The 21,650-nt window shown below is 70.3% G+C and carries 19 protein-coding genes and 3 tRNA genes; 8 read left to right on the top strand and 14 right to left on the bottom strand.

Going from position 1 to position 21,650, the window contains the following annotated elements:
- Positions 1-13: 13 nt before the first annotated feature.
- Positions 14-790: an MBL fold metallo-hydrolase gene (locus tag U3649_RS08920; RefSeq protein ID WP_407354466.1), complete on the bottom strand. Its 777-nt coding sequence runs from the start codon at positions 788-790 to the stop codon at positions 14-16.
- A gap of 1 nt (position 791) precedes the next feature.
- Positions 792-1,544: a 3-deoxy-D-manno-octulosonic acid kinase gene (locus U3649_RS08915; protein ID WP_407354465.1), complete on the bottom strand. Its 753-nt coding sequence runs from the start codon at positions 1,542-1,544 to the stop codon at positions 792-794.
- Between the two features lie 21 nt (positions 1,545-1,565).
- On the opposite strand from U3649_RS08915, the gene U3649_RS08910 reads away from it, so the two are divergent.
- The gene (locus tag U3649_RS08910; RefSeq protein ID WP_407354464.1) at positions 1,566-2,633 is read left to right on the top strand and encodes a glycosyltransferase family 9 protein; all 1,068 of its coding nucleotides are present in this window, start codon (positions 1,566-1,568) and stop codon (positions 2,631-2,633) included.
- 87 nt (positions 2,634-2,720) lie between these two features.
- Complete coding sequence (locus U3649_RS08905; RefSeq protein ID WP_407354463.1) at positions 2,721-3,200, top strand: DUF1203 domain-containing protein; 480 nt, start codon at positions 2,721-2,723, stop codon at positions 3,198-3,200.
- Positions 3,201-3,252: 52 nt separating this feature from the next.
- Here the strand turns inward: U3649_RS08905 and U3649_RS08900 are convergent, their stop codons facing one another.
- On the bottom strand, positions 3,253-3,678 hold the full coding sequence (locus U3649_RS08900) for a DUF6165 family protein (RefSeq protein WP_407354462.1): 426 nt from the start codon (positions 3,676-3,678) through the stop codon (positions 3,253-3,255).
- Positions 3,679-3,796: 118 nt separating this feature from the next.
- Here U3649_RS08900 and U3649_RS08895 point away from each other — a divergent pair.
- Together U3649_RS08895 and U3649_RS08890 are read left to right on the top strand one after the other, a co-directional pair.
- Positions 3,797-3,887 (top strand) — tRNA-Ser (locus U3649_RS08895).
- A 399-nt stretch (positions 3,888-4,286) separates the two neighbouring features.
- Positions 4,287-4,991, top strand: coding sequence for a PP2C family protein-serine/threonine phosphatase (locus U3649_RS08890; RefSeq protein WP_407354461.1), 705 nt, complete (start codon positions 4,287-4,289; stop codon positions 4,989-4,991).
- Positions 4,992-5,275: 284 nt separating this feature from the next.
- Here the strand turns inward: U3649_RS08890 and dnaQ are convergent, their stop codons facing one another.
- From dnaQ to U3649_RS08875, 3 genes are read right to left on the bottom strand one after another with little or no spacing between them, the layout of a single operon-like run.
- Positions 5,276-6,025 (bottom strand): DNA polymerase III subunit epsilon, encoded by a 750-nt coding sequence (gene dnaQ, locus U3649_RS08885; RefSeq protein WP_407354460.1) that lies wholly within the window; start codon positions 6,023-6,025, stop codon positions 5,276-5,278.
- Between the two features lie 31 nt (positions 6,026-6,056).
- The gene (rnhA, locus tag U3649_RS08880) at positions 6,057-6,539 is read right to left on the bottom strand and encodes a ribonuclease HI (RefSeq protein WP_407354583.1); all 483 of its coding nucleotides are present in this window, start codon (positions 6,537-6,539) and stop codon (positions 6,057-6,059) included.
- Between the two features lie 5 nt (positions 6,540-6,544).
- Entirely contained in the window at positions 6,545-7,198 is a 654-nt protein-coding gene (locus tag U3649_RS08875; protein ID WP_407354459.1) for a hypothetical protein, read from the bottom strand.
- A 38-nt stretch (positions 7,199-7,236) separates the two neighbouring features.
- Here U3649_RS08875 and gloB point away from each other — a divergent pair, with 38 nt between their 5' ends.
- From gloB to U3649_RS08860, 3 genes are read left to right on the top strand one after another with little or no spacing between them, the layout of a single operon-like run.
- Positions 7,237-8,004 carry a hydroxyacylglutathione hydrolase gene (gene gloB, locus U3649_RS08870; RefSeq protein WP_407354458.1) on the top strand — a complete coding sequence of 256 codons (768 nt, stop codon included), beginning with the start codon at positions 7,237-7,239 and terminating at the stop codon, positions 8,002-8,004.
- The gene (locus tag U3649_RS08865) at positions 8,001-9,314 is read left to right on the top strand and encodes a transglycosylase SLT domain-containing protein (RefSeq protein ID WP_407354457.1); all 1,314 of its coding nucleotides are present in this window, start codon (positions 8,001-8,003) and stop codon (positions 9,312-9,314) included. Before gloB ends, U3649_RS08865 begins: the two co-directional genes overlap by 4 nt.
- A gap of 32 nt (positions 9,315-9,346) precedes the next feature.
- Positions 9,347-10,138 (top strand): enoyl-ACP reductase, encoded by a 792-nt coding sequence (locus tag U3649_RS08860; protein ID WP_407354456.1) that lies wholly within the window; start codon positions 9,347-9,349, stop codon positions 10,136-10,138.
- A gap of 117 nt (positions 10,139-10,255) precedes the next feature.
- Here the strand turns inward: U3649_RS08860 and U3649_RS08855 are convergent, their stop codons facing one another.
- From U3649_RS08855 to tig, 8 genes are all read right to left on the bottom strand, one after another.
- Complete coding sequence (locus U3649_RS08855) at positions 10,256-12,235, bottom strand: peptidyl-prolyl cis-trans isomerase (protein ID WP_407354455.1); 1,980 nt, start codon at positions 12,233-12,235, stop codon at positions 10,256-10,258.
- Positions 12,236-12,846: 611 nt separating this feature from the next.
- Positions 12,847-12,923: transfer RNA gene (locus tag U3649_RS08850), tRNA-Asp, on the bottom strand.
- 25 nt (positions 12,924-12,948) lie between these two features.
- Positions 12,949-13,023, bottom strand: a tRNA-Val gene (locus U3649_RS08845).
- A gap of 12 nt (positions 13,024-13,035) precedes the next feature.
- Positions 13,036-13,308: an HU family DNA-binding protein gene (locus tag U3649_RS08840; RefSeq protein WP_407354454.1), complete on the bottom strand. Its 273-nt coding sequence runs from the start codon at positions 13,306-13,308 to the stop codon at positions 13,036-13,038.
- 206 nt (positions 13,309-13,514) lie between these two features.
- Positions 13,515-15,938 carry an endopeptidase La gene (lon, locus tag U3649_RS08835; RefSeq protein ID WP_407354453.1) on the bottom strand — a complete coding sequence of 808 codons (2,424 nt, stop codon included), beginning with the start codon at positions 15,936-15,938 and terminating at the stop codon, positions 13,515-13,517.
- A gap of 315 nt (positions 15,939-16,253) precedes the next feature.
- On the bottom strand, positions 16,254-17,540 hold the full coding sequence (gene clpX / locus U3649_RS08830) for an ATP-dependent Clp protease ATP-binding subunit ClpX (RefSeq protein WP_407354452.1): 1,287 nt from the start codon (positions 17,538-17,540) through the stop codon (positions 16,254-16,256).
- 187 nt (positions 17,541-17,727) lie between these two features.
- Positions 17,728-18,357 carry an ATP-dependent Clp endopeptidase proteolytic subunit ClpP gene (clpP, locus tag U3649_RS08825; protein ID WP_407354451.1) on the bottom strand — a complete coding sequence of 210 codons (630 nt, stop codon included), beginning with the start codon at positions 18,355-18,357 and terminating at the stop codon, positions 17,728-17,730.
- Positions 18,358-18,430: 73 nt separating this feature from the next.
- A complete protein-coding gene (gene tig / locus U3649_RS08820; RefSeq protein WP_407354450.1) occupies positions 18,431-19,732 on the bottom strand; it encodes a trigger factor in 1,302 nt (433 codons plus the stop codon).
- Positions 19,733-20,270: 538 nt separating this feature from the next.
- On the opposite strand from tig, the gene U3649_RS08815 reads away from it, so the two are divergent.
- Positions 20,271-21,602, top strand: a complete 1,332-nt coding sequence (locus U3649_RS08815) for a Na+/H+ antiporter NhaC family protein (protein WP_407354449.1) — start codon at positions 20,271-20,273, stop codon at positions 21,600-21,602.
- Positions 21,603-21,650 lie beyond the last annotated feature (48 nt).

Here is a 21,650-nt window from a genome sequence, read left to right as displayed (position 1 = left end):
CGATCCGCCGCGCTCACGGCCCGGCAACCCCCGTGCCCTCACCCGGCGGCGCGGGCTCCGGCTCCGGCAGCGCCAGCACCTCGCCCTGCGCGGCCACGCGGCGGCCGCGCGCGCGCATGGCCTCGCCATCGGCGGCGCTGGCGTAGTGGTACAGCACGCAACGCGCCAGCAGTTCCGGCGGATACTCGCGTTCCAGGTCGTCGAGGCCGCTGTGCGATGGGTTGCCGTGCAGGCCGCAGTCGTGGGCGATGGTCTCGCCGGCGTCGGCATACACCTTCAGCAGCTCCGCGATCGGCCGGGTGTCGCCGGTCCATACCAGGCTGCCGCGCAACCGCAGTCCGTAGGCCGTGCGCGGCCAGTGGTGGCGCACCGCGAACGTCTCCAGCCGCAGCCCGTCGTGCCAGAACGCATCGCCGACCGGGATCAGGCGGAACGCGTCCCAGAAGTTCGCGCCGCCCTCGGCCAGCGCATTGGGATAGTCGCCGACGCGCTGGTGCAGCAGCGGCAGTACCGTCGCCGGCACGTAGACCGGCATCCGCCCGCGGCGCGCGGGATCGAAATACTCGGACACGAACAGGCGCTCGAAGCCGGAGACGTGGTCGAGGTGGGTATGGGTGACGAACAGCGCCCGCGGCGGCTCGCCGTAGTGCGCCAGGCAGGCGGTCAGGCCCTCGCCGCCGCAGTCGATGGTGAGCCACGGCGCGCCGTCGCGCTCGATCGTCGCCATCGACGAGCCGAGCTCGACCGCGGACGCGTTGCCGACGCCGTGGAATCGCAGCGACCAGCCCATCTCAATACCCCTTGGCCCAGCGGGCGTCGTAGGCGGCGCGCAGGCGGGCGAAATCGGCACGTACCGCCTCGGCCGGACGCGCGCCGCGCAGCTTCAGCAGCGAGCGTTCCAGCCGCGCCAGGTTGCGCGAACGCCAGCCGGTTTCCGGCAACCGGCGGCGGCCGCGATCCAGGTCGATCAGCCAGCCCTCGCCGGCGGCGTCGAACAGGATGTTGTGGGCGTTGAGGTCGGCGTGGTCGAGCCCGGCCCGGTGGAAGCGCGCGATCAGGCGCCCGGTTTCCTGCCAGGGCGCGTCGCCGGCCGCGACCGCCGTGCGGTCGGCGAACGAACGCACGTCATGCAGGCGCCGGACCAGGATCGCGGCGCGGTAGAGGACGCCGTGGCGCACGTAGCGCGAGGCCAGCGGCTCCGGCACGGGCAACCCCTCGCGGTGCAGATCGCGGGTCAGCCGGAACTCGACGAAGCTGCGCACCCGTGCGCTGCCGCGCCACAGGTGCATGTCGCGGCTGAGGCGCGCCGCCAGGCCGCCGCGCAGGTAGTGGCGCAACACCGCGGCACCGAACGGGCCGTCCACGAACCAGGCGCCCCCGCGACCGCCGCTGTCGACCGATCGCGCGCGTTCGCCCCAGAACCCCGGATCGAACCAGCCCGGCTCGACTTGCCGCGCCAATGCGGCGTCGCTCAGAATCGATCCGTATCCGTCGCCTTCATCGCGGAACGGCGTCAGGCTTTCACTGGCGTCGAATCTGACCATCCAGCGAGTCTAGCAAGCCGCATGGCCCCGAACGCTCCGCCGCCACCGCCGTCCGCGCCGCGCTCGCTCTGTCTGCTGCGGCTCTCGGCGCTGGGCGACGTGACCCATGTGCTGCCGCTGGTGCACACCTTGCGGCGGGCCTGGCCGGAGACCGCGCTCACCTGGATCATCGGCAAGGGCGAACAGCGGCTGCTGGACGGGCTGCCCGGGGTCGAGTTCATGGTCTACGACAAGAAATCGGGCCTGTCCGGCATGCGCGCGCTGCGGCATGCCCTGTCCGGGCGTCGCTTCGACGCCTTGCTGCAGATGCAGGTCGCCGCCCGCGCCAACCTGCTGTCGGCGTTCGTACCGGCGCGGCGCCGGATCGGCTACGACCGTTCGCGCTCCAAGGACCTGCACGGCCTGTTCGTGAACGAACGCATTCCCGAGCGGCCGGGCATCCACGTCCTCGACGCGATCGGCAGTTTCTGCGAACCACTGGGGCTGAAGCAGACGCAGGTGGACTGGAACCTGCCGGTGCCGGACGACGCCCGCGACTGGGCACGCGCGCAATGGGCCGACAACGGCACCCCCACCCTGCTGATCTCGCCCTGCTCCAGCCACGCGCTGCGCAACTGGCGTGCCGAACGCTACGCCGCGGTCGCCGACCACGCCGCGGCGAAGGGCTGGCGCATCGTGTTGTGCGGCGGCCGCAGCACGCTCGAGCGCGAGACGGCCGACGCGATCCTCGCCGGCATGCACTCGCCGGCGCTGGACCTGGTCGGCAAGGACACCCTCAAGCAACTGCCGGCGCTGCTGGCGCGCGCGGACCTGGTGATGACGCCCGATTCCGGCCCGATGCACATCGCCAACGCCGTGGGCGCGAAGGTGCTCGGCCTGCACGCCGCCAGCAATCCCGAACGCAGCGGCCCGTACTCCGACCGCCGCTATTGCGTGGACCGCTACGACGACGCCGCGCGCAAGTTCCTCGGCGAGCCGGCGAGCGCCCTGCGCTGGGGGACCAAGATCGAGCACACGGGCGTGATGGACCTGGTGACCGTGGAGGACGCGATCGCGGCGTTCGAACGCTATGCCGGCGATCGCCGGTAGCCGACGCGGAGTTGCGATGTCCGGAAACGGCGAGACCCGCGCCGCCTGCGCCGCGAAGCTGGCGACCCACCCGACACCGGCCTTGCCATGACCATCCGCGATGGATTCCGCCTCACTGCCCTGCCCGCCGACACCTTCGCTCCGCTGTTCGCGCTGGGCCCCATCGCGCTGGCCGAACGCCGCATCCAGCGCCTGACTGCGGACGGCCCCGGTCGCTTCTGCCGCGTCGGCCTGGACCACGTCGCAACCGGGCGCGATCTCCTCCTGCTCGCCTACGAGCATCATCCGGCCGCCTCGCCGTATCGCGCCTCGGGCCCGATCTTCGTCGGCCATGGGGCCGTGCGGGCGGATCCGGCGCCGGGCGAGATTCCGGAGGCGATGCGGCCGGGGCTGTTCGCGGTCAAGGCCTACGATGCGCGGGGCGACATCGTCGATGCCGATATCGCCGAAGGCCTGGCGCTGGAATCGCGGATCGCGCGCTTCCTGCGGCGCGCGGACGCCGAATTCCTGCACCTGCACTTCGCGCGGCGCGGTTGCTACGCCTGCCGCGTGGAGCGGGTGGACTGATCCGCAGACGAACCGGCGCGCCACGGAGGCGGCCGGGGGGATCGGGATCGACTCAGGGCGTCGGACCGCTGCGGTAGTCCTGGTAAGATTTCTCCTCGACGTAGGACGAGCCCAGCGCCAGGTTGATCTCCTTCTTGATCCGCGCGCGCTCGTCGTTCTCGATATAGACGCTGCGGGCAAGGCGGATGAACTCCTCGTCGAAGGCCTGCGCCTTCTCCTTGAGGCGGATGTCGTCCTCGATCTCCCACAGCCGCTCGTTCACCGCCTTGAGTTCGGCGCGGAGCCTGGCGACGCTCGCCCCGGATCCGGCGTCCTGGCCGGCGGCCGGATGCGCCATCCAGGTCTTCTCCAGGGCCGACAGCTCGTTGCGGACGTTGGCGAGCTTGGCCTCGTCGCCGATGCGTTCGGACTTGATCTGCAGGATGGCGATCTTGTCGAGCAGTTCGCCGAACGAGACGGGCACGGAAATTTCGGACATGGCGGGGCTGAACCTGGGCGATGGAAGCAACCCGCAGTGTAACGCCGCCGTCTTGTCCGGCGCCTGACCGGCCCGTATCATGACCGCCCGCGGCGCTTACCGGCGCCGGACGCCGTTCGGAGAGGTGGCAGAGCGGTTGAATGTACCTGACTCGAAATCAGGCAGGCGTTAATAGCGCCTCGGGGGTTCGAATCCCCCCCTCTCCGCCAGACACGCGAAGCCCCCGCAAGGGGGCTTTTGCGTATCCGGCGCGAAGGCTTCCTGCAGACGCAAGGCGGAGCGACATGGACCGGGGGACGGACCGGACGCGCTTCTCGAATTTCGACGGCGGGAGCCCCGATGGCAAGGACGCTCCGGTGAACCAGCAGAATTCTTGGTGAGGTCCAGGTTCCGGAACCGGCGCGGAAGCCCGGCACGCGCGCGAATCCACGGCGGCTTCCGATCGCGGGCACCGTCACCTTCCCAGGACGGCTCTGCTAGGGTAGTTTCGTGTCGCCACCTGCGGAACAGACGTGCCAGAAGCGCCCTCACACACCCTTGGCCGCCCGAGTCGCGAGGCCGCGTTTGCCAGTTCGGGGGGGCCGACATCGGCCGGACACGGGACGCGCATGATCGAATTCGGACACCTGACCCATGTCGGCCTGCGGCGCGAGCTGAACGAAGACACCTACTACGGCGACGCCGAGCTCGGCCTGTGGCTGGTGGCCGACGGCATGGGCGGGCACGAGTACGGCGAGGTCGCCAGCGCTCTGGCGCGCGAAACCGTGGTGCGCGAAACCCGCCAGGGCACGCCGCTGATGCAGGCCATCCGGATCGCCGACGAAGAGATCATCCGCGCCTCGCGGCAACGCCACGACACCCTGCCCATGGGCACCACGGTGGTCGCCGCGCGCGTGACCGGCAACCGCTTCGAGGTGGCCTGGGTCGGCGACAGCCGGGTCTACCTGTGGCACGCCGGCAAGCTGGTGCAGCTGTCGCAGGACCACAGCTACGTGCAGGAACTGATCTCTCAGGGCACGATCAGCGTCGACCAGGCGCGGAACCACCCGCACCGCAACGTCGTCACCCAGGCGCTGGGCGTGACCGATCCGCAGGCGCTGAACGTCGAAAGCATGACCGGCGAATGGCTGCCGGGCATGCAGCTGCTGCTGTGCAGCGACGGATTGACCGAGGAACTGGACGACGCGGGCATCGCCAGGGTGCTGGCCCATGGCGAATGCAGCGCCCAGGAATGCGTGGACGGCCTGGTCGCGGCGGCCCTCGACGGCGGCGGTTCGGACAATGTGACCGTGGTGCTGGTGCGCCGGCACTAGGGCGAGCAACGAGTGGGCGAGGCGCCGCGGCCTTTGTGATGGCCGCTGCGATGCAGTACGCCCCGTCCGCTGAAGCGTCGACAGGCCCTGGCGGCGTATCGAAGTTCGCGTTCCATGTCCGTTGTCACTTGCAGGGGCTTCAGCCCCGACCTCGGGAACGAGCGGAGCGCGGAAAAGACCCGCGTGCGCCGCCCCCGGGTCGGCACGCGCGCTGCCTGCTTCCTTCGCGATCCTCGGGCAGGTCGGGGCGGAAGCCCCTCCTACGGAGGTCGCGGAGGGCGAGCCTAGGACAGCGCCGACTCCGGCTCCGCGACCGGGTCCGGCGCGACAACGGAAGCGAAGTCCCACACGCACTGCCCCGCCTTGGCGCGGATCTTCTCCAGGCGCGCGGCGTGCAGGACGCGTTCGGCCTCCGGCACCACCACCCGCGGCCGCGGCCCCAGTCCCGCCGTGGGCAGCGCGACGGCGGCGGCCCGGTCGGCATCCGCGGCAGGGCTGGCGAAGCCGATCTCACTCTGGCCCGCGGTCAGCGCGAGATAGACCTCGGCCAGCAGCTGCGCGTCGAGCAGCGCGCCGTGCAGCTGCCGGTGGGCGTTGTCCACGCCCAGGCGCTTGCACAACGCATCGAGCGAATTGCGCTGGCCGGGATAACGCTGCCGCGCCAGTTCGAGCGAATCCTCGACCATCGCCCGGTCGCGGATGCGGCCATAGTGCTCGCCGCAGCGCGCCAGCTCCGCATCCAGGAAGCCGACGTCGAACGCGGCGTTGTGGATCACCAGCTCGGCGCCGTCGATGAAGGCCAGGAACTCGTCGACGACCGCGGCGAACAGCGGCTTGTCGGCGAGGAACTCGCGGGTCAGGCCGGTGACTTCCTGCGCGCCCGGTTCGAAATCGCGTTCGGGATTGATGTAGCGCTGGAACGTGCGCCCGGTCGGGCGGCGCTCCTGCAGCTCGACGCATCCGATCTCGACCACGCGGTTGCCCTTCTTCCATTCCAGGCCCGTGGTCTCGGTGTCGAGGACGATCTGTCGCATCTGTCGGTCTGTCCGCTCGTGTTGCCGACGCTCAGGATAACCGGGCGCCGTCGCAGAGGCCGGGACCGGCCAGGCGCCCGGCCTTGACCAGTTCGGCCTGCGCGCGCGCGCGCGCATCGACGCGCTCGTTGTCGGGATCGCCGGAATGGCCCTTCACCCAGCGCCAGTCGATGCGGTGCCTCAGCGTGGCCGCCTGCAGCCGCTGCCACAGGTCCTGGTTCTTCACCGCGCCGCCGCCGGCGGTGCGCCAGTTGCGGCGCAGCCAGTTCGGCAGCCATTCGGTGATGCCTTTGCGCACGTACTGCGAGTCGGTGTGCAGGACCACGCTGCACGGCGCGGTCAGCGCCTCCAGCGCGCTGATCGCGGCCATCAGTTCCATGCGGTTGTTGGTGGTCAGCACCTCGCCGCCGACCAGCTCCTTCTCCTGCTCACGGTAGCGCAGCAGCGCCGCCCAGCCGCCGGGCCCCGGATTGCCGAGGCAGGCGCCGTCGGTGTGGATCTCGACCGCCTTCATCGCGCTCATCCTGCGGCCGCCCGCTGCGGGATCCGCAACCCGGCCCTGGGCCGGACCGGCGTCAGCGGCAGCACGCGCCGCTCGGCGCGCAGCGCATAGGCGGCGCACAGGCCGGGGCCGCTGCGCGCGGCATCGCGCACCTCCACCTTCCAGCCCGGGCCCACCCCCTGCGACACCGCTTCGGGTACCAGGCCGGCAGCGCGCATGCGCCGCCGCCAGGTGAGCGGTTCGCTGGCGCGCAGGTCGTGGCCGCGCCAGCGCCAGCGGTAGGGCGACAGCGGATTGAGGGCGAACAGCCAGAGCCAGCCGCCCGGCACCAGCACCCGGGCGCACTCGTCGAGCAGGGCCGCCGCCTGCCCGCGTGACGCCGGCACGTGCTGCAGCACCACGGTGCCGACCGATTCGTTCGCCAGGGGCAACGGCAGCGCGCAGCGCAGGGCGCCGTCCCAGCCGTCGCCGCGGACGCGCAGGCAGATCCCGCGGCCGCAGGCGTCCGCCCGCTGCGGGACCGGCGCCAGCCACAGCCAAGGCGGCCCCGGCCGCTGGCCCAGCGCCTGCCTCACCAGGGCGGCCTCGCTGTCGATCAGCGCCTGTCCCGGCGGGGAAGCGAACCAGTCGCTGGGCGCGCCGGGTTGACCGGCCGGTGAAATCGCGGGCATGGTCGCCATTCTAACGGCTGTCCCGCGAGGTCGACCGGATGCGGCTGCAATCGCTGCCGGCGCTGTCCGACAACTACATCTGGACGCTCGCCGACGAGGACGGACGGGCGCTGTTGGTCGATCCGGGCGAAGCCGCACCGGTGCTGGCCGCCGCCGGGCATGGGCTGCGGCCGGTGGCCATCCTGCTGACCCACCACCACCACGACCACGTCGGCGGCGTCCCCGAGCTGTTGCGGCGCTGGCCCGGGCTGCCGGTCTACGGGCCGGACGACGACCGGATCGCCGCCGTGAGCCACCGCGTCGGCGACGGCGATCACGTGGAACTGGCGCAATGGCGCTTCGACGTGCTGGCGGTCCCGGGCCATACCCTGAGCCACATCGCCTTCCATGGGCATGGCCATCTGTTCTGCGGCGATACCTTGTTCAGTCTGGGTTGCGGCCGCCTGTTCGAGGGTACGCCGGCGCAGATGCTCGGCTCGCTCGACCGGCTGGCCGCCCTGCCGGGTGCGACCCGCGTCTGCTGCGGACACGAATACACCCGGGACAACGCCGCGTTCGCCCGCGTCGTCGAACCCGGAAACGAGGCGCTCGAGCGCCGCAGCGAGGACATCCAGGCCATGCGCGACCGCGGACAGCCGACCCTGCCGAGCACCCTGGCCGACGAGACGGCCTGCAACCCGTTCCTGCGCATCGATGCGCCGGCGGTACGCGACGCGCTGGCGGCGCGCCTGCCCGAAGACGGGGACCGCGACCGCGCCAGCCTGTTCGCCGCGCTGCGGCGCTGGAAGGACGATTTCCGGGCATGACCGGCCCGCGCCTGGCACTCTGGCTGTCGCTCGCGGCGTGCGGACTCTGGATGCCGCCATCGGCGGCAGGCGCGGCCGAACCCGCGACGCCCACCGATCCCGCCGCCGCTCCGGCCGCGGCCGAAGCCGCGGCACCGGACCCGGTCGCACCGGATCCCGTCGCGCGCAACGGCAGCGAGATCTTCGCCACCTTCCGCGACGGACTCTCCGACCCCGAGTGCACCGCCGAGCCCAGCGAGCGCTGGCGCCGGCACTTCTCCCACGTGCCGGACGACCTGGCCGCCGAGCCGGACAGGCTGCTGCCGCTGTTCGGCTACGTCGTCGACGCGCTGCGCGCCTCGCACCTGCCGACCGAATACGCGCTGATCCCCTTCGTCGAAAGCGGCTACCGCCCCGGCGCGCGCAGCCCGTCCGGCCCGGCCGGGCTGTGGCAGTTCATCGCGGTGACCGCGCGCAAGCACAAGATCGCGATCCGCCCCGGCTACGACGGCCGCCTGTCGCCGGTCGATTCCACCCGGGCCGCGGTGCGCTACCTGCGGACCCTGCACGGCATGTTCGCCGGCGACTGGCGGCTGGCGGTGATGGGCTACAACGCCGGCGAGTACCGCGTGTTCGGCGCGCTCAAGGCCGCCGGCCAGCGGGCGATGGACGCCGAGCCGGAAAAACTCGCCGTCCCCCGCATCACCCAGGCCTACGTCCGCAAGCTGCAGGCGCTGTCCTGCCTGCTGGTCGAGGCCGGCGAGCGCGAGGACTGGCTGCGCGCGATCGACCGCCGGGTCCCGGTGCTGACCACGGCCACCCTGCCCGCCGACGCCACCCACCTCGATCCCTGGGCACGACGACACGGCTACGACGTCGCCCAGGTCCGCCGTTTCAACCCGGTCTTCGCCGAGGGGCGCATCGCCCGCGGCGATCGCGGCCTGCGGGTGCTGGTGCCGGCCCGGGCGGACGATCCGATGGTCGCGGCGGCGGAAACGACCACGCCAGCGACGACCGCCCAGCCTCACGTAGGCGAGGCGGAGCGGTCCGGGAAGGCCGGGAGCACGGAACTGTCCGGCTTCGTCGCCGACGCCAGCGCGCTGGTCGCCGAAAACGGCCCGGACGCCGCCCCGGCGCCGCGCACGCACGTGGTCGCGCGGGGCGAGTCGATCTGGCGCATCGCCCGCCGCTACGGGGTCGGCAGCGCGCGGCTGCTGGCGCGCAACGGCCTGAACGCCGCCAGCGTGCTGCAGCCCGGCATGATCCTGCGGATCGACGACGAGCCCGCGTCGCGGCCCACGCACGACCGGCCCGCGCCCGTGGCAAAATAGAACGCTTCGCTCGGAACCGCGGGAAGAAGTCCATGGGTTTTCTGCAAGGCAAGCGCGCCCTGATCACCGGCATCGCCAGCCAGCGCTCGATCGCCAACGGCATCGCCGAGGCGATGCACCGCGAAGGCGCCGAACTGGCCTTCACCTACCAGAACGACAAGCTGCGGTCGCGCGTCGAGGAAGTCGCGCAGAAGGTGGGCTCGGAGATCGTGCTGCCGCTCGACGTGGCCGACGACGCCCAGATCGACGCCCTGTTCGCCGGGCTCGGCCAGCATTGGAACGACGGCTTCGACATCCTGGTGCATGCGATCGCGTACGCACCGCGCGAGGCCATCACCGGCCAGTTCCTCGACGGCCTGACCCGCGAGAACTTCGCGATCGCGCAGGACATCTCCGCGTATTCGCTCGCCGCGCTGGCCAAGGCGGCGCGCCCGCAGATGTCCGACCGCGGCCGCGGCGCGATCCTGACCCTGAGCTACCTGGGCGCCGAGCGCGCGCTGCGCAGCTACAACGTGATGGGCGTGGCCAAGGCCAGCCTGGAAGCGACGGTGCGCTATCTCGCGCTGAACCTCGGGCCGGAGGGCACCCGCGTCAACGCGATCTCCGCCGGCCCGATCAAGACCCTGGCGGCGGCCGGCATCGGCGGCTTCCGCAAGATCCTGGGGCATGTGGAGGCGGAGGCGCCGCTGCGCCGCACCGTCACCATCGAGGACGTCGGCAACGTCGCCGCCTTCCTGTGCTCCGATCTCGCCTCCGGCGTCACCGGCGAGGTGACGTACGTGGATGCCGGCTACAACATCCTCGGCATGACCGGAATCGAGTAAGCCGATCACGCGCCGTAGAGCGGAGCTTGCTCCGCTGCCTTCGGCCTTGGTCGGCTCCGGAGCCCGTGCAGCGGAGCAAGCTCCGCTCTACGGGTACCGGAGTACGGGCCAACGCCTCTAGAGCTGCGCCTCGACCACGGTGATCTTCATGCCCGCGCGCAACGCCCGCAGCAAGGCGGCGGCGGCCTCGTTCCCGGACAGCGTGACCAGCTGCTGCTGCAGCATCTCGCGTTCCTGCGCGCCCGCCTCTTCCGGGTCGCCCGGCGTCACCGCCGTCACCGCGAACACCACGATGCTGCCGTCGTCCAGCGCCACCTTGCCGGGCGTGGCCCCGCCTTCCGCCGGCGGCTCGACGGCGAAATAGGCCTCGACCGCAGCCGGATGCGGGATCGGCGCGCCGCGGGGCACCGCCGGCACGTCCTGCACCGGCAGTTCGCGCTTGGCGGCAACGGCGTCCAGCCCGGCACCCGCCGCGACCTCCGCCACCAGGGCGTCGGCGTCGGCCTGCGCCCGCTTGCCAGCGCGATCGGTGTGGATCGCCTCGGTCACGCGTTCGCGTACCTCCGCCAGCGGCAGGGCGCGCTCGGGCGTGTGGCCGCTCACGCGGATCAGCACGTTGTGGTTCGGCCCGATCTCGATCGGATCGCTGACGGTTCCGTCCTCGATCAGGCTTTCGCTGAACGCAGCCCGCTGCACCGCCGGCTCGGCAGCGATCCCGCTGCCTTCGCCGCGGGCGAAAGGACCCGCCCTGCGCACCGTCAGGCCGCCTTCGGCGGCGGCCGGCGCGAGCGAATTCGGATTGCGATAGGCCTGGTCGACCACCCGCCCGAGCAGCTCGCTGAAGGCGCGTTCACGCGCGGTTTCGGCCAGTTCGGCGGCCAGTTGGTCGCGGACCTCCTCGAACGGCGTTTCCTCGCCGCCCTTCACCTCGCGCAGCTGCAGCACGTGCCAGCCGAACTCGGTGCGGACCGGGCCGCGGATCTCGCCCGGCTCCATCGCGAACAGGGCCTGCTCGAACGGCTCCACCATCATTCCCGGTTCGACCCAGCCCAGGTCGCCGCCGGCGTCGCTGGAGCCGGTATCGTCGGAATGCTCGCGCGCCAGCGCCGCGAAGTCGGCGCCTTCCACCCGCGCCTGTTCCGCCAGCTTCGCGGCCTGCTCCTCGGCTGCCTGCTGCGCGGCGGCGTCGGCGTCCGCCGGCACTTCGATCAGGATGTGCGAGGCGAGGCGCTGCTCGGGCTGCGCGAAACGCGAGCGCTCCTGCTCGTAGCGCTCGCGCAACGCGGCTTCGTCGGGTTCCTCGTCCGCCTGCAGCCGGCTGCCGTCGATCTCGATGTACTCGATCGAGACCGTCTCAGGTGCACGATAGTCGTCGGCATGCGCCTGGTACCAGGCCTGGATCTCCTCGTCGCTCACCGCACCCGTATCCGGCGCGGGCGGCGGCAGCACCACGAACGAGACGTCGCGGCGCTCGCCCAGCAACACCAGCAGGCGGTCGATCTCGGTCGGAGTGACGAACGCCGACTGCGCGACCTGCGACGGCAGCAGCGACTGCTGCAGGCTTTCGCGGACCAGTTCCTGGAACTGCTGCGGGCTGCGCGCCGGCACCTGCGACTGCAACGCGAGCTGGTAGCGCTGCGGATCGAAGCGGCCATCGACCTGGAACGCGGGAATCTGCTCGATCTGCTGCCGCACCTGCATGTCGCCGATGGCCACGCCGCGATTGCGTGCGGCCAGGCGCAGCACCGCCTGGTCGACCAGCCTCTCCAGCACCACGCGGCGCGACTCGAGGGTTTCGAACGCGAGCGCATCGAACTGGTCGCCCTGCTGCTCGCGGCGCTGCTGGCGCTCCTGTTCGAACGCCGTGCGGAAATCGTCCGGGCTCACCTCTTCCTGGTCCCAGAACAGCTTGCGGACCGGCCACAGGTCGGGCGCGCTGCGCCACCACGACGGCGGCGACTCGACCTTGGCCGCGTAGTTGGCACCGCTCTGGAACAGGTACTGCTCCATGCCGAAGAAGGCGAATGGAATCGCCAGCAGGATCACGATGACGATCGCGATCCAGCCGGTCATTTTCTCTCTCAGGGCTTGCAGCATCGTGGGACTGGCCGTGGACGTAGCCGCGCAGTTTAACCGGATTGCCCGTGGCGCACAGGAGCGGCGCGGCAGCATCCGCCCGCCGGCCGGAGCCACCCTGCGGCGACAGCTTGCGCGGGCATGAAAAAAAGTACTTCTCCGGATCCGTACGCCCTACGGGTCTGCTACGACATCGCCTGGATGACCGTTGGGATTCCGTGCTTCGGCAGCAGGCGACGTCCGGCGGGCAGGGGAGTGCTCCGCCCCGCAGACGACCTCCTGTCTTTATGCGGGGCGCGGGCCATCCATGGCCCGCTGCTCCGCACTCCCCTGCCCGCCGGCCGCCGCCTGATCGACGCTTTAGCATCGGATCTCCGGTGACAGGGGTGCCGGAGATCCGATATCTCCATGCCCGTCAGCCGTGCCCTGGCGGCCGGGGAGTCGCGACAAGCGCGCCATGGATGGCGCGCGCCCGAGTCAGGGCAGGATGCCCTGACCGAGGGAAAAGCGACTCCCCGGCCGCCAGGGCGCGGCGTCCGTCCGAAGCCCTCGCATCCTCCTCGGCGCTCGCCACTCAAAGAGGAAGAGCCACAAAAAAAGAGGGCACCGTTTCCGGTGCCCTCTTCTGGATCTGGCGGAGCGGACGGGACTCGAACCCGCGACCTCCGGCGTGACAGGCCAGCATTCTAACCAACTGAACTACCGCTCCGCGTTGAACCTTTGCAACTTTGGCGTGGTGGGTGCTGAGGGTTTCGAACCCCCGACCCTCGCCTTGTAAGGGCGACGCTCTACCGCTGAGCTAAGCACCCGAACGGAGCCGATTAGTTTACAGCGTCCTTCAACGCCTTGCCAGCCTTGAACGCAGGATTTTTTGCGGCGGGAATCTGGATCTCCTCGCCGGTACGCGGATTGCGTCCGGTGCGGGCGGCGCGCTCGCGAACCTCGAAGCTGCCGAAGCCGGCGATGGCGACGCTGTCGCCCCGGCCGAGGGCCTGAGTGATCGCGTCGAACACGGTATCGACGGCGGCGGTCGCATCAGCCTTGGAAAGGCCGCACTTGTCGGCAACTTTCTCGTTCAGGTCGCTTTTCTTCATTTTTCATAACTCCCATGCGGCCCCGAGCCGCGAATAAAAGGGCGATCGGATGACGGGACTCGTCCGGTCGACTCGAAGAGCGACGCGCAGCGGGAACCGCGCGTCGCGATTTGCGTCCGTTATACCAGCGCCCCCTACCCCACGCAACCAAAAAGTCGCATAACCACGCCGATTTTCGCGCGATTAGCGCATCGGCGAAGCCGCTGTCAATGCTTCACGCCAGCCTGCGTCGAAGGCTTGCCGGCCTTGCCGATCACCTTGTCGAGCTCCTGCTTGGCCTGCGGCGCGAGCGGCCGCTCGAGCGCCAGGTCGAGCACCTCGTCGATCCATTTCACCGGCACGATCTTGATCGCCTGGGTGACGCTCTTGGGAATGTCGGTGAGGTCCTTGCGGTTCTCCTCGGGAATGATCACGGTGCGGATGCCACCGCGCATCGCCGCCAGCAGCTTCTCCTTCAACCCGCCGATCGCGGTGATACGGCCGCGCAGGGTGATCTCCCCGGTCATCGCCACGTCGGCGCGCACCGGGATCCGGGTCAGCATCGACACCAGCGCGGTCGCCATGGCGGCACCGGCGCTTGGACCGTCCTTGGGCGTGGCGCCGTCGGGGACGTGGACGTGGACGTCGTGCTTCTGCAGGCTCTCGATGTCGATGCCGAGCTGCTCGCTGCGGGCGCGGACCACCGAATGCGCGGCCGACGCCGACTCCTTCATCACGTCGCCGAGCTGGCCGGTGAGGATCAGGTTGCCCTTGCCGGGGATCTGGGTGACCTCGATCTGCAGCAGGTCGCCGCCGACCTCGGTCCAGGCCAGTCCGGTGACCATGCCGATCTCGTTGTCCTGTTCGGCGCGGCCGAAGTCGTAGCGGCGCACGCCCAGGTACTTGTCCAGGTTCTTGGAGGTGATGCCGACCGCCTTGGCCTTCGCCGCCTGCGGGCCCGCCAACGCGATCTCCTTGACCACCTTGCGGCAGATCTTGGCGATCTCGCGCTCGAGGTTGCGCACGCCGGACTCGCGCGTGTAGTAGCGGACGATGTCGCGGATCGCGCCCTCGGCGATCTTCAGCTCATCCGCCTTCAGGCCGTTGGCCTTGAGCTGCTTGGGCACCAGGTAGCGGGTCGCGATGTTGAGCTTCTCGTCCTCGGTGTAGCCGGGGATCCGGATCACCTCCATGCGGTCGAGCAGCGGGCCGGGGATGTTGAGCGAGTTGGACGTCGCGATGAACATCACTTCGGACAGGTCGAGGTCGACCTCCAGGTAGTGGTCGTTGAAGGCGTTGTTCTGTTCCGGATCCAGCACCTCCAGCAGCGCCGAGGACGGATCGCCGCGGAAGTCCATCGACATCTTGTCGATCTCGTCGAGCATGAACAGCGGATTGCGGCTGCCGGCCTTGTTGAGGTTCTGCACGATGCGGCCCGGCATCGAGCCGACGTAGGTGCGTCGGTGCCCGCGGATCTCGGCCTCGTCGCGCACGCCGCCGAGCGACATGCGCACGAACTTGCGGTTGGTGGCCCTGGCGATCGACTGGCCGAGCGAGGTCTTGCCGACGCCGGGCGGCCCGACCAGGCACAGGATCGCGCCCTTCATCTGCTTCACCCGCGTCTGCACCGCCAGGTACTCGAGGATCCGGTCCTTGACCTTCTCCAGCCCGTAATGGTCGGCGTCGAGCACGTCCTGCGCGGCCTTGAGGTCCTTGCGCACCTTGCTGCGCTTCTTCCACGGCACGCCCAGCAACCATTCCAGGTAGTTGCGCACCACCGCGGCCTCGGCCGACATCGGCGACATCTGCTTGAGCTTGTTGAACTCGTTCTTGGCCTTGGTCTCGACCGGCTTGGGCATGCCGGCCTCGGCGATCTTGCGCGCGATCTCGTCGAGGTCGTTGGGCGCCTCGTCGATCTCGCCCAGTTCCTTCTGGATCGCCTTCATCTGCTCGTTGAGGTAGTACTCGCGCTGCGACTTCTCCATCTGCGACTTCACCCGCCCGCGGATGCGCTTCTCCATCTGCTGCACGTCGATCTCGCCGTCGACGAAGCCGACCAGCAGCTCCAGGCGGTCGCCGGTCTCGATGGTCTCCAGCAGGCGCTGCTTGTCCGCCAGGCGCACGCCCAGGTGCGCGGCGATGGTGTCGGCCAGGCGCCCGGGCTCGTCGATGCCGGCCAGCGTCTGCAGCAACTCCGGCGGCAGCTTGCGGCTGGTCTTGACGTACTGCTCGAACAGCCCCATCAGCGAGCGCGCAACGGCCTCGATCTCGCGCGTGTCGCGGCCGTCGGACGATTCGATCACCGTCCCCTGGCCGGCCAGCGTGCCATCGCGGTCGGAGATGCCGTCGACGCGCACGCGCGCCACGCCTTCCACCAGCACCTTGATGGTGCCGTCCGGCAGCTTGAGCAGTTGCAGCACCTGGGCGAGCGTGCCGACCTGGTACAGCTCCCCGGCGCCGGGATCGTCGGTTTCGGCCGATTTCTGCGCGACCAGCAGGATGCGCTTGTCCGACTCCATCGCCAGGTCGAGGGCGCGGATCGACTTCTCGCGGCCGACGAACAGGGGGATCACCATGTGCGGGAACACCACGACGTCGCGTAGCGGCAGCACCGGCAGGTCGAGGGTTTCGATTGCGGTCGAACGGGTCATCGTGGCTCCGGAAAACGTAGGATCGGACGAACCGGCAGGGTGGTGCCGGCTCGCCTCTCTTATGGGGTTATCGCGCGGGTGATGCAAGCGGACGCAGCGTGCCGCGGATGCCGCCACGGGAGGCGGCGCAGGGAATCAGCCACTTATGCCCGATACGTCGACGAGGCGCGAAGAAGGCGGCGCGCCCCGAAGCGTGCATTCAGGCCGCAGGTGCGCACGCGCGGCGGAGGCCGGCGCCTGCCGCCCGCACCTGCGTGGCGACGGCCGGCGCTGGTCGCCGGACGGACGGCACGATGCCGCCCGTCGCGACCCCGGTCACTCTCCGGACGCGACCTTGGCCGAGGCCGGCGGCGTCTGGTAGATCAGGTACGGCTCGGACTTGTGCTCGATCACCGACTCGTCGACCACCACCTTGCTGACGTTCTCCAGCGACGGCAGCTCGTACATGGTGTCCAGCAGCACGGACTCGACAATGGTGCGCAGGCCGCGGGCGCCGGTCTTGCGCTTGATCGCCTTGCGCGCGATCGCCGCCAGCGCGTCTTCGCGGAACTCCAGCTCCACGCCTTCCATCTCGAACAGCTTGCGGAACTGCTTGCTGATCGCGTTCTTCGGCTCGGTGAGGATCTTGATCAGCGCCGCCTCGTCCAGCTCCTCGAGGGTCGCAACCACCGGCAGGCGGCCGACGAACTCGGGGATCAGGCCGAACTTGATCAGGTCCTCCGGCTCGACCTCGGCCAGCACCTTGCCGGTCTCGGTCTTGCGTTCGCTGCTCTTGAGCTTGGCGCCGAAGCCGATGCCGCCGGCCTCGGTGCTGCGCTGCTGGATGATCTTCTCCAGCCCCGCGAACGCGCCGCCGACGATGAACAGGATGTTGCCGGTGTCGACCTGCAGGAATTCCTGCTGCGGATGCTTGCGCCCGCCCTGCGGCGGCACGCTGGCCATGGTGCCCTCGATCAGCTTCAGCAGCGCCTGCTGCACGCCCTCGCCGGACACGTCGCGGGTGATCGACGGGTTCTCGGACTTGCGCGAGATCTTGTCGATCTCGTCGATGTAGACGATGCCCTGCTGCGCCTTCTCGACGTCGTAGTCGCACTTCTGCAGCAGCTTCTGGATGATGTTCTCGACGTCCTCGCCGACGTAGCCCGCTTCGGTCAGCGTGGTCGCGTCGGCGATGGTGAACGGCACGTTGAGCAGCCGCGCCAGGGTCTCGGCCAGCAGCGTCTTGCCCGATCCGGTCGGGCCGACCAGCAGGATGTTGGACTTGGCCAGCTCGACGTCGTCGCTCTTCTGCCGGCTCTCGATGCGCTTGTAGTGGTTGTACACGGCCACCGCCAGCGTGCGCTTGGCGCGCTGCTGGCCGATCACGTACTGCTCCAGGACCTCGAGGATCTCCCTGGGCTTGGGCAGCGAGCTGCGCGCCGACTGCGCCTTCTCCTCGAGCTCCTCGCGGATGATGTCGTTGCACAGCTCGACGCATTCATCGCAGATGAACACGCTTGGGCCGGCGATCAGCTTGCGTACCTCGTGCTGGCTCTTTCCGCAGAAGGAGCAGTAGAGGATCTTGTTGCTGTCGCCGGAACGGCCCTGTGAATCTTTGCTCATGCGTCGGTTACCCGGTGGTGCCGCCCGCCGGAGACGGGATTCGGTTCGAGAATAGCATAGGGATGGCGCCGCGCCAGCGCGCGGAAACCCTCGCGCCAGCAAGGGGTTACGCGGTGCCCGCGGTGCCCGGAGGCGGGCCCTCGGCCCGTGGGAGGCGCCGGTCGCGCCGTTGCCGTGCGGACGTGCGTCAAGCCGGCTGGATCGACTCTTCCGGGCGCCGCTCCAGGACCTCGTCGACCAGTCCGTACTCGCGCGCCGCCTCGGCGCTCTTGAAGTTGTCGCGCTCGGTGTCGGTGGCGATGGTGTCCAGGCTCTGGCCGGTATGGCTGGAGAGGATCTCGTTCAGGCGCTGGCGCAGCGCCAGGATCTCGCGCGCGTGGATGTCGATATCCGTCGCCTGGCCCTGGAAGCCGCCCAGCGGCTGGTGGATCATCATCCGCGAGTTGGGCAGCGCGTAGCGCTTGCCCTTGGCGCCGGCCGCCAGCAGCAGCGCGCCCATGCTCGCCGCCTGGCCGACGCAGATGGTGCTCACGTCCGGCTTGATGAACTGCATGGTGTCGTAGATCGCCATGCCGGCGGTGACCACGCCGCCCGGCGAGTTGATGTACAGGTTGATGTCCTTCTCGGGATTCTCGGCCTCGAGGAACAGCAGCTGGGCGATGATCACGTTGGCGACGTGGTCGTCGATCCCGCCGACCAGGAAGATCACCCGCTCCTTGAGCAGCCGCGAATAGATGTCGTAGGCGCGCTCGCCGCGGCTGGTCTGCTCGACCACCATCGGAACGAGGTTGAGTGCCCTGGTGGGAATGCTGCTCATGGATGTTGTCCGGCTGTGATGCGTTGGGTGTCGGGCGGCCGGCCCGCGGGCCGGATCGTGGCGCGGCGCGCCGCTACTGCTGCGGCGCGATCGCTTCCTGGAAGCTGAGCTGCTTCACGGTGTGCTGGGCGCGCTCGGCGATCCAGTCGATCACCTGCTCCTCCATCACCCGGTTCTGCAGTCCCGACATCAACTGGGGATCGTTGCGGTACAACTCAATGACCTGGTCCGGCTCCTCGTAGGTCGAGGCGATCAGGCGCAGGGTCTCGTTCAGCCGCTTCGGATCGAGCTGCAGCTTGTGCGCACGTGCGATCTCGCCGACCAGCAGGCCGACCAGGACCCGCTTGCGCGCCGGCTCCATGAACTGCTGGTGGGCGTCGGCGGGCAGTTCCAGCCGGCGGCCCTGGCGGCGCGCCTGCTCGACGGCCTGCTGGGTCATCGCCCTGGCCTCGTTCTCCACCAGGCGCGGCGGCAGCTCGACGCCGGACCAGGTCGCCGCCAGTTGCTCGCCGACCTCGCGCCGCAGCCGGTTCATCAGCGCGCCCTTGAGCTCGCGCTCGAGGTTGGTGCGGATCTCGCTGCGGAACTGTTCAGGCTCGCCGCTCTTCACGCCGAAGCTCTTGATGAAGGCCGCGTCCACCTCCGGCAGCACCGGCTCGGACACGCGCTCGACCTTGATGTGCACCTGGGCCTGCTTGCCCGCCAGCTGCGGCACCCGCCAGTTGGCCGGGAACTCGACCTCGACGGTCTTCTCCTCGTCCGCCCGCATGCCGACCAGCGCCGCTTCCAGCGCCGGCAGCATCGAGCCGCTGCCGAGCACCGGGGTGCCCTTCTCGGCGCCCTCGGCCGGCAGGCGCTCGTCGCCGACCTGCGACCAGGTCTCGATGTCCAGCGCGTCGCCTTCCTGCGCCGGGCGCGTGACCGCGCTCCAGGTGCGGCGCTGCAGGCGCAGGTTCTCGATCATGCGGTCGATGTCCTCCTCGGTCACCTCCGCGGCGTGGCGGACCACGGTCAGCTTGGACACGTCGATCTCGCCGAAGTCCGGCACCACCTCGAAGGTGGCGACGTAGGCCAGCTCGTCGTCGCCCTGGCTGGGCTCGATCCGCGGCGCGCCGGCCAGGCGCAGCTCGTTCTCGCGCACGGCCTCGTCGAAGCCCTCGCGCAGCAGGCGGTCCAGAACCTCGGCGCGGACCTGCTCGCCGTAGCGCTGCTCGATCACCTTCGCCGGCACCTTGCCCGGGCGGAAACCCTTGATCCGCGCGGTGCGCGCGATCTCGCGCAGGCGTCCACCGACGCCGGTCTCCAGGCGCTCGGCCGGAAGCTGGAACGTCATCCGGCGCTCGAGCGCGCCCACGGATTCGACCGAAACTTGCATAACCACTCCTGCCACCACGGCCCGCAGCCGGGGGTGTCGTCTTGTAGGGATGTCGAACCGCAGTTCCCCGGGGCGGCCAGGCAGCCACGGGGTCCGGCGGAACTGGATATTGTGGCGGATTCGCGGGGCTGCCGCCACAGTGGCCGGCGCGGGGTCGGATCGCATGTCGCGGTCAGAGCCGGACGCACGGAGCCCGGCCTACCGGGACGCCGGCACGAGCGGCAGCCCGCGATCGGCGCCAGACCGGGAACGAAGCGACCGGACCGGCCCGCTTCTCCCGCCATGCCGCCCGGGTCGACGCCAAGGCCCTGTGGGAGCGACGGAAGTCGCGACTGCGCGCCTCCGATCGTCGCGACTTCCGTCGCTCCCACAAGGGTCGCGCCCGCAAGGGAGTGCGGGCGGGAACCGAGCACGGCATGTCCTGCCCTCCTTCGGGCCGCCGTCCCGGCCGCCCGGGCCGCTGTCCTGCGCAGGAGGCTGACGCGGGCGCGGCCAGCCCGCAGAATCCACCGCAACCCCACTTCGGCTGCGGTGACCCATGCCCGACCGTGCCAGCGCCACCGCGCTGATTCCCTTGCTGCTGTTCCTGGCGCTGTTCCTGGGCGCCGGCGTGTACTACACCGCGCAGGGCGTGGAGATGGGCTTCTACCAGCTGCGTGCGCCGGTGGCGATCCTGCCGGCACTCGCGCTGGCGGCGTGGCTGGCGCGGCGCCGGGGCGTACCGGCGCTGGACACGCTGCTGGCCGGCATGGGCCATCCCAACGTGGTGCTGATGTGCCTGGTGTTCCTGCTGGCCGGCGCGTTCGCGACGGTGTCGCGGCAGATCGGCGCGGTCGACGCCGTGGTGTCGCTGGGCCTGAACATGCTGCCGGCGACGCTGATCCTGCCGGGCCTGTTCCTGGTGGCCGGCTTCGTGGCGCTGTCGGTGGGCACCTCGATGGGCACGATCGCGGCGGTGACGCCGATCGCGCTGGGCGTGGCCGAAGCCGCCGGCATGGACCGCGCCCTGGTCGTCGGGGCGGTGGTCGGCGGCGCGATGTTCGGCGACAACCTGTCGATCATTTCCGACACCACCATCGCCGCGACCCGCAGCCAGGGCGTGAGCATGCGCGACAAGTTCCGCGAGAACGTGCGCTTCGCGCTGCCGGCGGCGCTGGCGACGGTGGTCCTGCTGGCCGTGCTCGGGGACAGCGCGCCGGTGCAGGCGCCCGGCTCGGCTTCGCCCTGGCTGGCATTGCCGTACCTCGTGGTGCTGGTGCTGGCCGTGGCCGGCGTCAACGTGGTGCTGGTGCTGGGGATCGGGATCGCGATCGCCGGCGCCTTCGGCTTCGCGCTGGCGCCGGCCTACGACCTGCCGCGCTTCGCCGGCGACGTCTACCTCGGCTACGAGAGCATGGTCGAGATCGTGCTGCTGTCGTTGCTGATCGGCGGGCTGGCGGCGCTGACCCAGGCGCTGGGCGGACTGGACTGGATCGCGCGGCAGATCGCGCGCATGGCCGGCGGGCGCCGCGGCCGGCGCGCCGGCGAGTTCGGCATCGCCGCGCTGGCGGCCGGTTCGGATGCCTTCACCGCCAACAACACCGTGGCCATCCTGGTCAGCGGCCCGGTGGCCAAGGAGATCGCGGAGCGGCACGCGGTGACGCCGCGGCGCGCCGCCAGCCTGCTCGACATCTTCGCCTGCGTGGTGCAGGGCGTGCTGCCGTACGGGGCGCAGATCCTGCTGGCCGCCTCGCTGGCGACCGTGTCGCCGCTGCAGCTGGCTGGCCGGATCCACTACAGCTGGATCCTGGGCGCGATCGCGGCGGGCTTCATGTTGTGGCCGGCACGGGCGATGCCGCCGATGGGCACCGGGGCGGATCGCGCCGGCTGATTGCCGTGCCGAGTCCGGAGGAGAACGAAAAAGGGCGCCTAGGCGCCC

Source organism: Luteimonas sp. R10 (assembly GCF_045689605.1).
Classification (GTDB): domain Bacteria; phylum Pseudomonadota; class Gammaproteobacteria; order Xanthomonadales; family Xanthomonadaceae; genus Luteimonas.
This window is presented reverse-complemented; position numbering and strand designations above follow the sequence as displayed.

What these genes read in the sequence shown, in the direction of transcription:
- U3649_RS08860 (WP_407354456.1), top strand. Translation starts at nt 9,347, where the DNA reads ATGGGTTTTCTGCAAGGCAAGCGCGCCCTGATCACCGGCATCGCCAGC.
- U3649_RS08840 (WP_407354454.1), bottom strand. Translation starts at nt 13,308, where the DNA reads ATGAAGAAAAGCGACCTGAACGAGAAAGTTGCCGACAAGTGCGGCCTT.
- U3649_RS08905 (WP_407354463.1), top strand. Translation starts at nt 2,721, where the DNA reads ATGACCATCCGCGATGGATTCCGCCTCACTGCCCTGCCCGCCGACACC.
- U3649_RS08875 (WP_407354459.1), bottom strand. Translation starts at nt 7,198, where the DNA reads ATGCCCGCGATTTCACCGGCCGGTCAACCCGGCGCGCCCAGCGACTGG.
- gloB (WP_407354458.1), top strand. Translation starts at nt 7,237, where the DNA reads ATGCGGCTGCAATCGCTGCCGGCGCTGTCCGACAACTACATCTGGACG.
- U3649_RS08855 (WP_407354455.1), bottom strand. Translation starts at nt 12,235, where the DNA reads ATGCTGCAAGCCCTGAGAGAGAAAATGACCGGCTGGATCGCGATCGTC.
- dnaQ (WP_407354460.1), bottom strand. Translation starts at nt 6,025, where the DNA reads ATGCGACAGATCGTCCTCGACACCGAGACCACGGGCCTGGAATGGAAG.
- U3649_RS08890 (WP_407354461.1), top strand. Translation starts at nt 4,287, where the DNA reads ATGATCGAATTCGGACACCTGACCCATGTCGGCCTGCGGCGCGAGCTG.
- tig (WP_407354450.1), bottom strand. Translation starts at nt 19,732, where the DNA reads ATGCAAGTTTCGGTCGAATCCGTGGGCGCGCTCGAGCGCCGGATGACG.
- U3649_RS08865 (WP_407354457.1), top strand. Translation starts at nt 8,001, where the DNA reads ATGACCGGCCCGCGCCTGGCACTCTGGCTGTCGCTCGCGGCGTGCGGA.
- U3649_RS08900 (WP_407354462.1), bottom strand. Translation starts at nt 3,678, where the DNA reads ATGTCCGAAATTTCCGTGCCCGTCTCGTTCGGCGAACTGCTCGACAAG.
- lon (WP_407354453.1), bottom strand. Translation starts at nt 15,938, where the DNA reads ATGACCCGTTCGACCGCAATCGAAACCCTCGACCTGCCGGTGCTGCCG.
- U3649_RS08910 (WP_407354464.1), top strand. Translation starts at nt 1,566, where the DNA reads ATGGCCCCGAACGCTCCGCCGCCACCGCCGTCCGCGCCGCGCTCGCTC.
- U3649_RS08920 (WP_407354466.1), bottom strand. Translation starts at nt 790, where the DNA reads ATGGGCTGGTCGCTGCGATTCCACGGCGTCGGCAACGCGTCCGCGGTC.
- clpP (WP_407354451.1), bottom strand. Translation starts at nt 18,357, where the DNA reads ATGAGCAGCATTCCCACCAGGGCACTCAACCTCGTTCCGATGGTGGTC.
- rnhA (WP_407354583.1), bottom strand. Translation starts at nt 6,539, where the DNA reads ATGAAGGCGGTCGAGATCCACACCGACGGCGCCTGCCTCGGCAATCCG.
- clpX (WP_407354452.1), bottom strand. Translation starts at nt 17,540, where the DNA reads ATGAGCAAAGATTCACAGGGCCGTTCCGGCGACAGCAACAAGATCCTC.
- U3649_RS08915 (WP_407354465.1), bottom strand. Translation starts at nt 1,544, where the DNA reads ATGGTCAGATTCGACGCCAGTGAAAGCCTGACGCCGTTCCGCGATGAA.
- U3649_RS08815 (WP_407354449.1), top strand. Translation starts at nt 20,271, where the DNA reads ATGCCCGACCGTGCCAGCGCCACCGCGCTGATTCCCTTGCTGCTGTTC.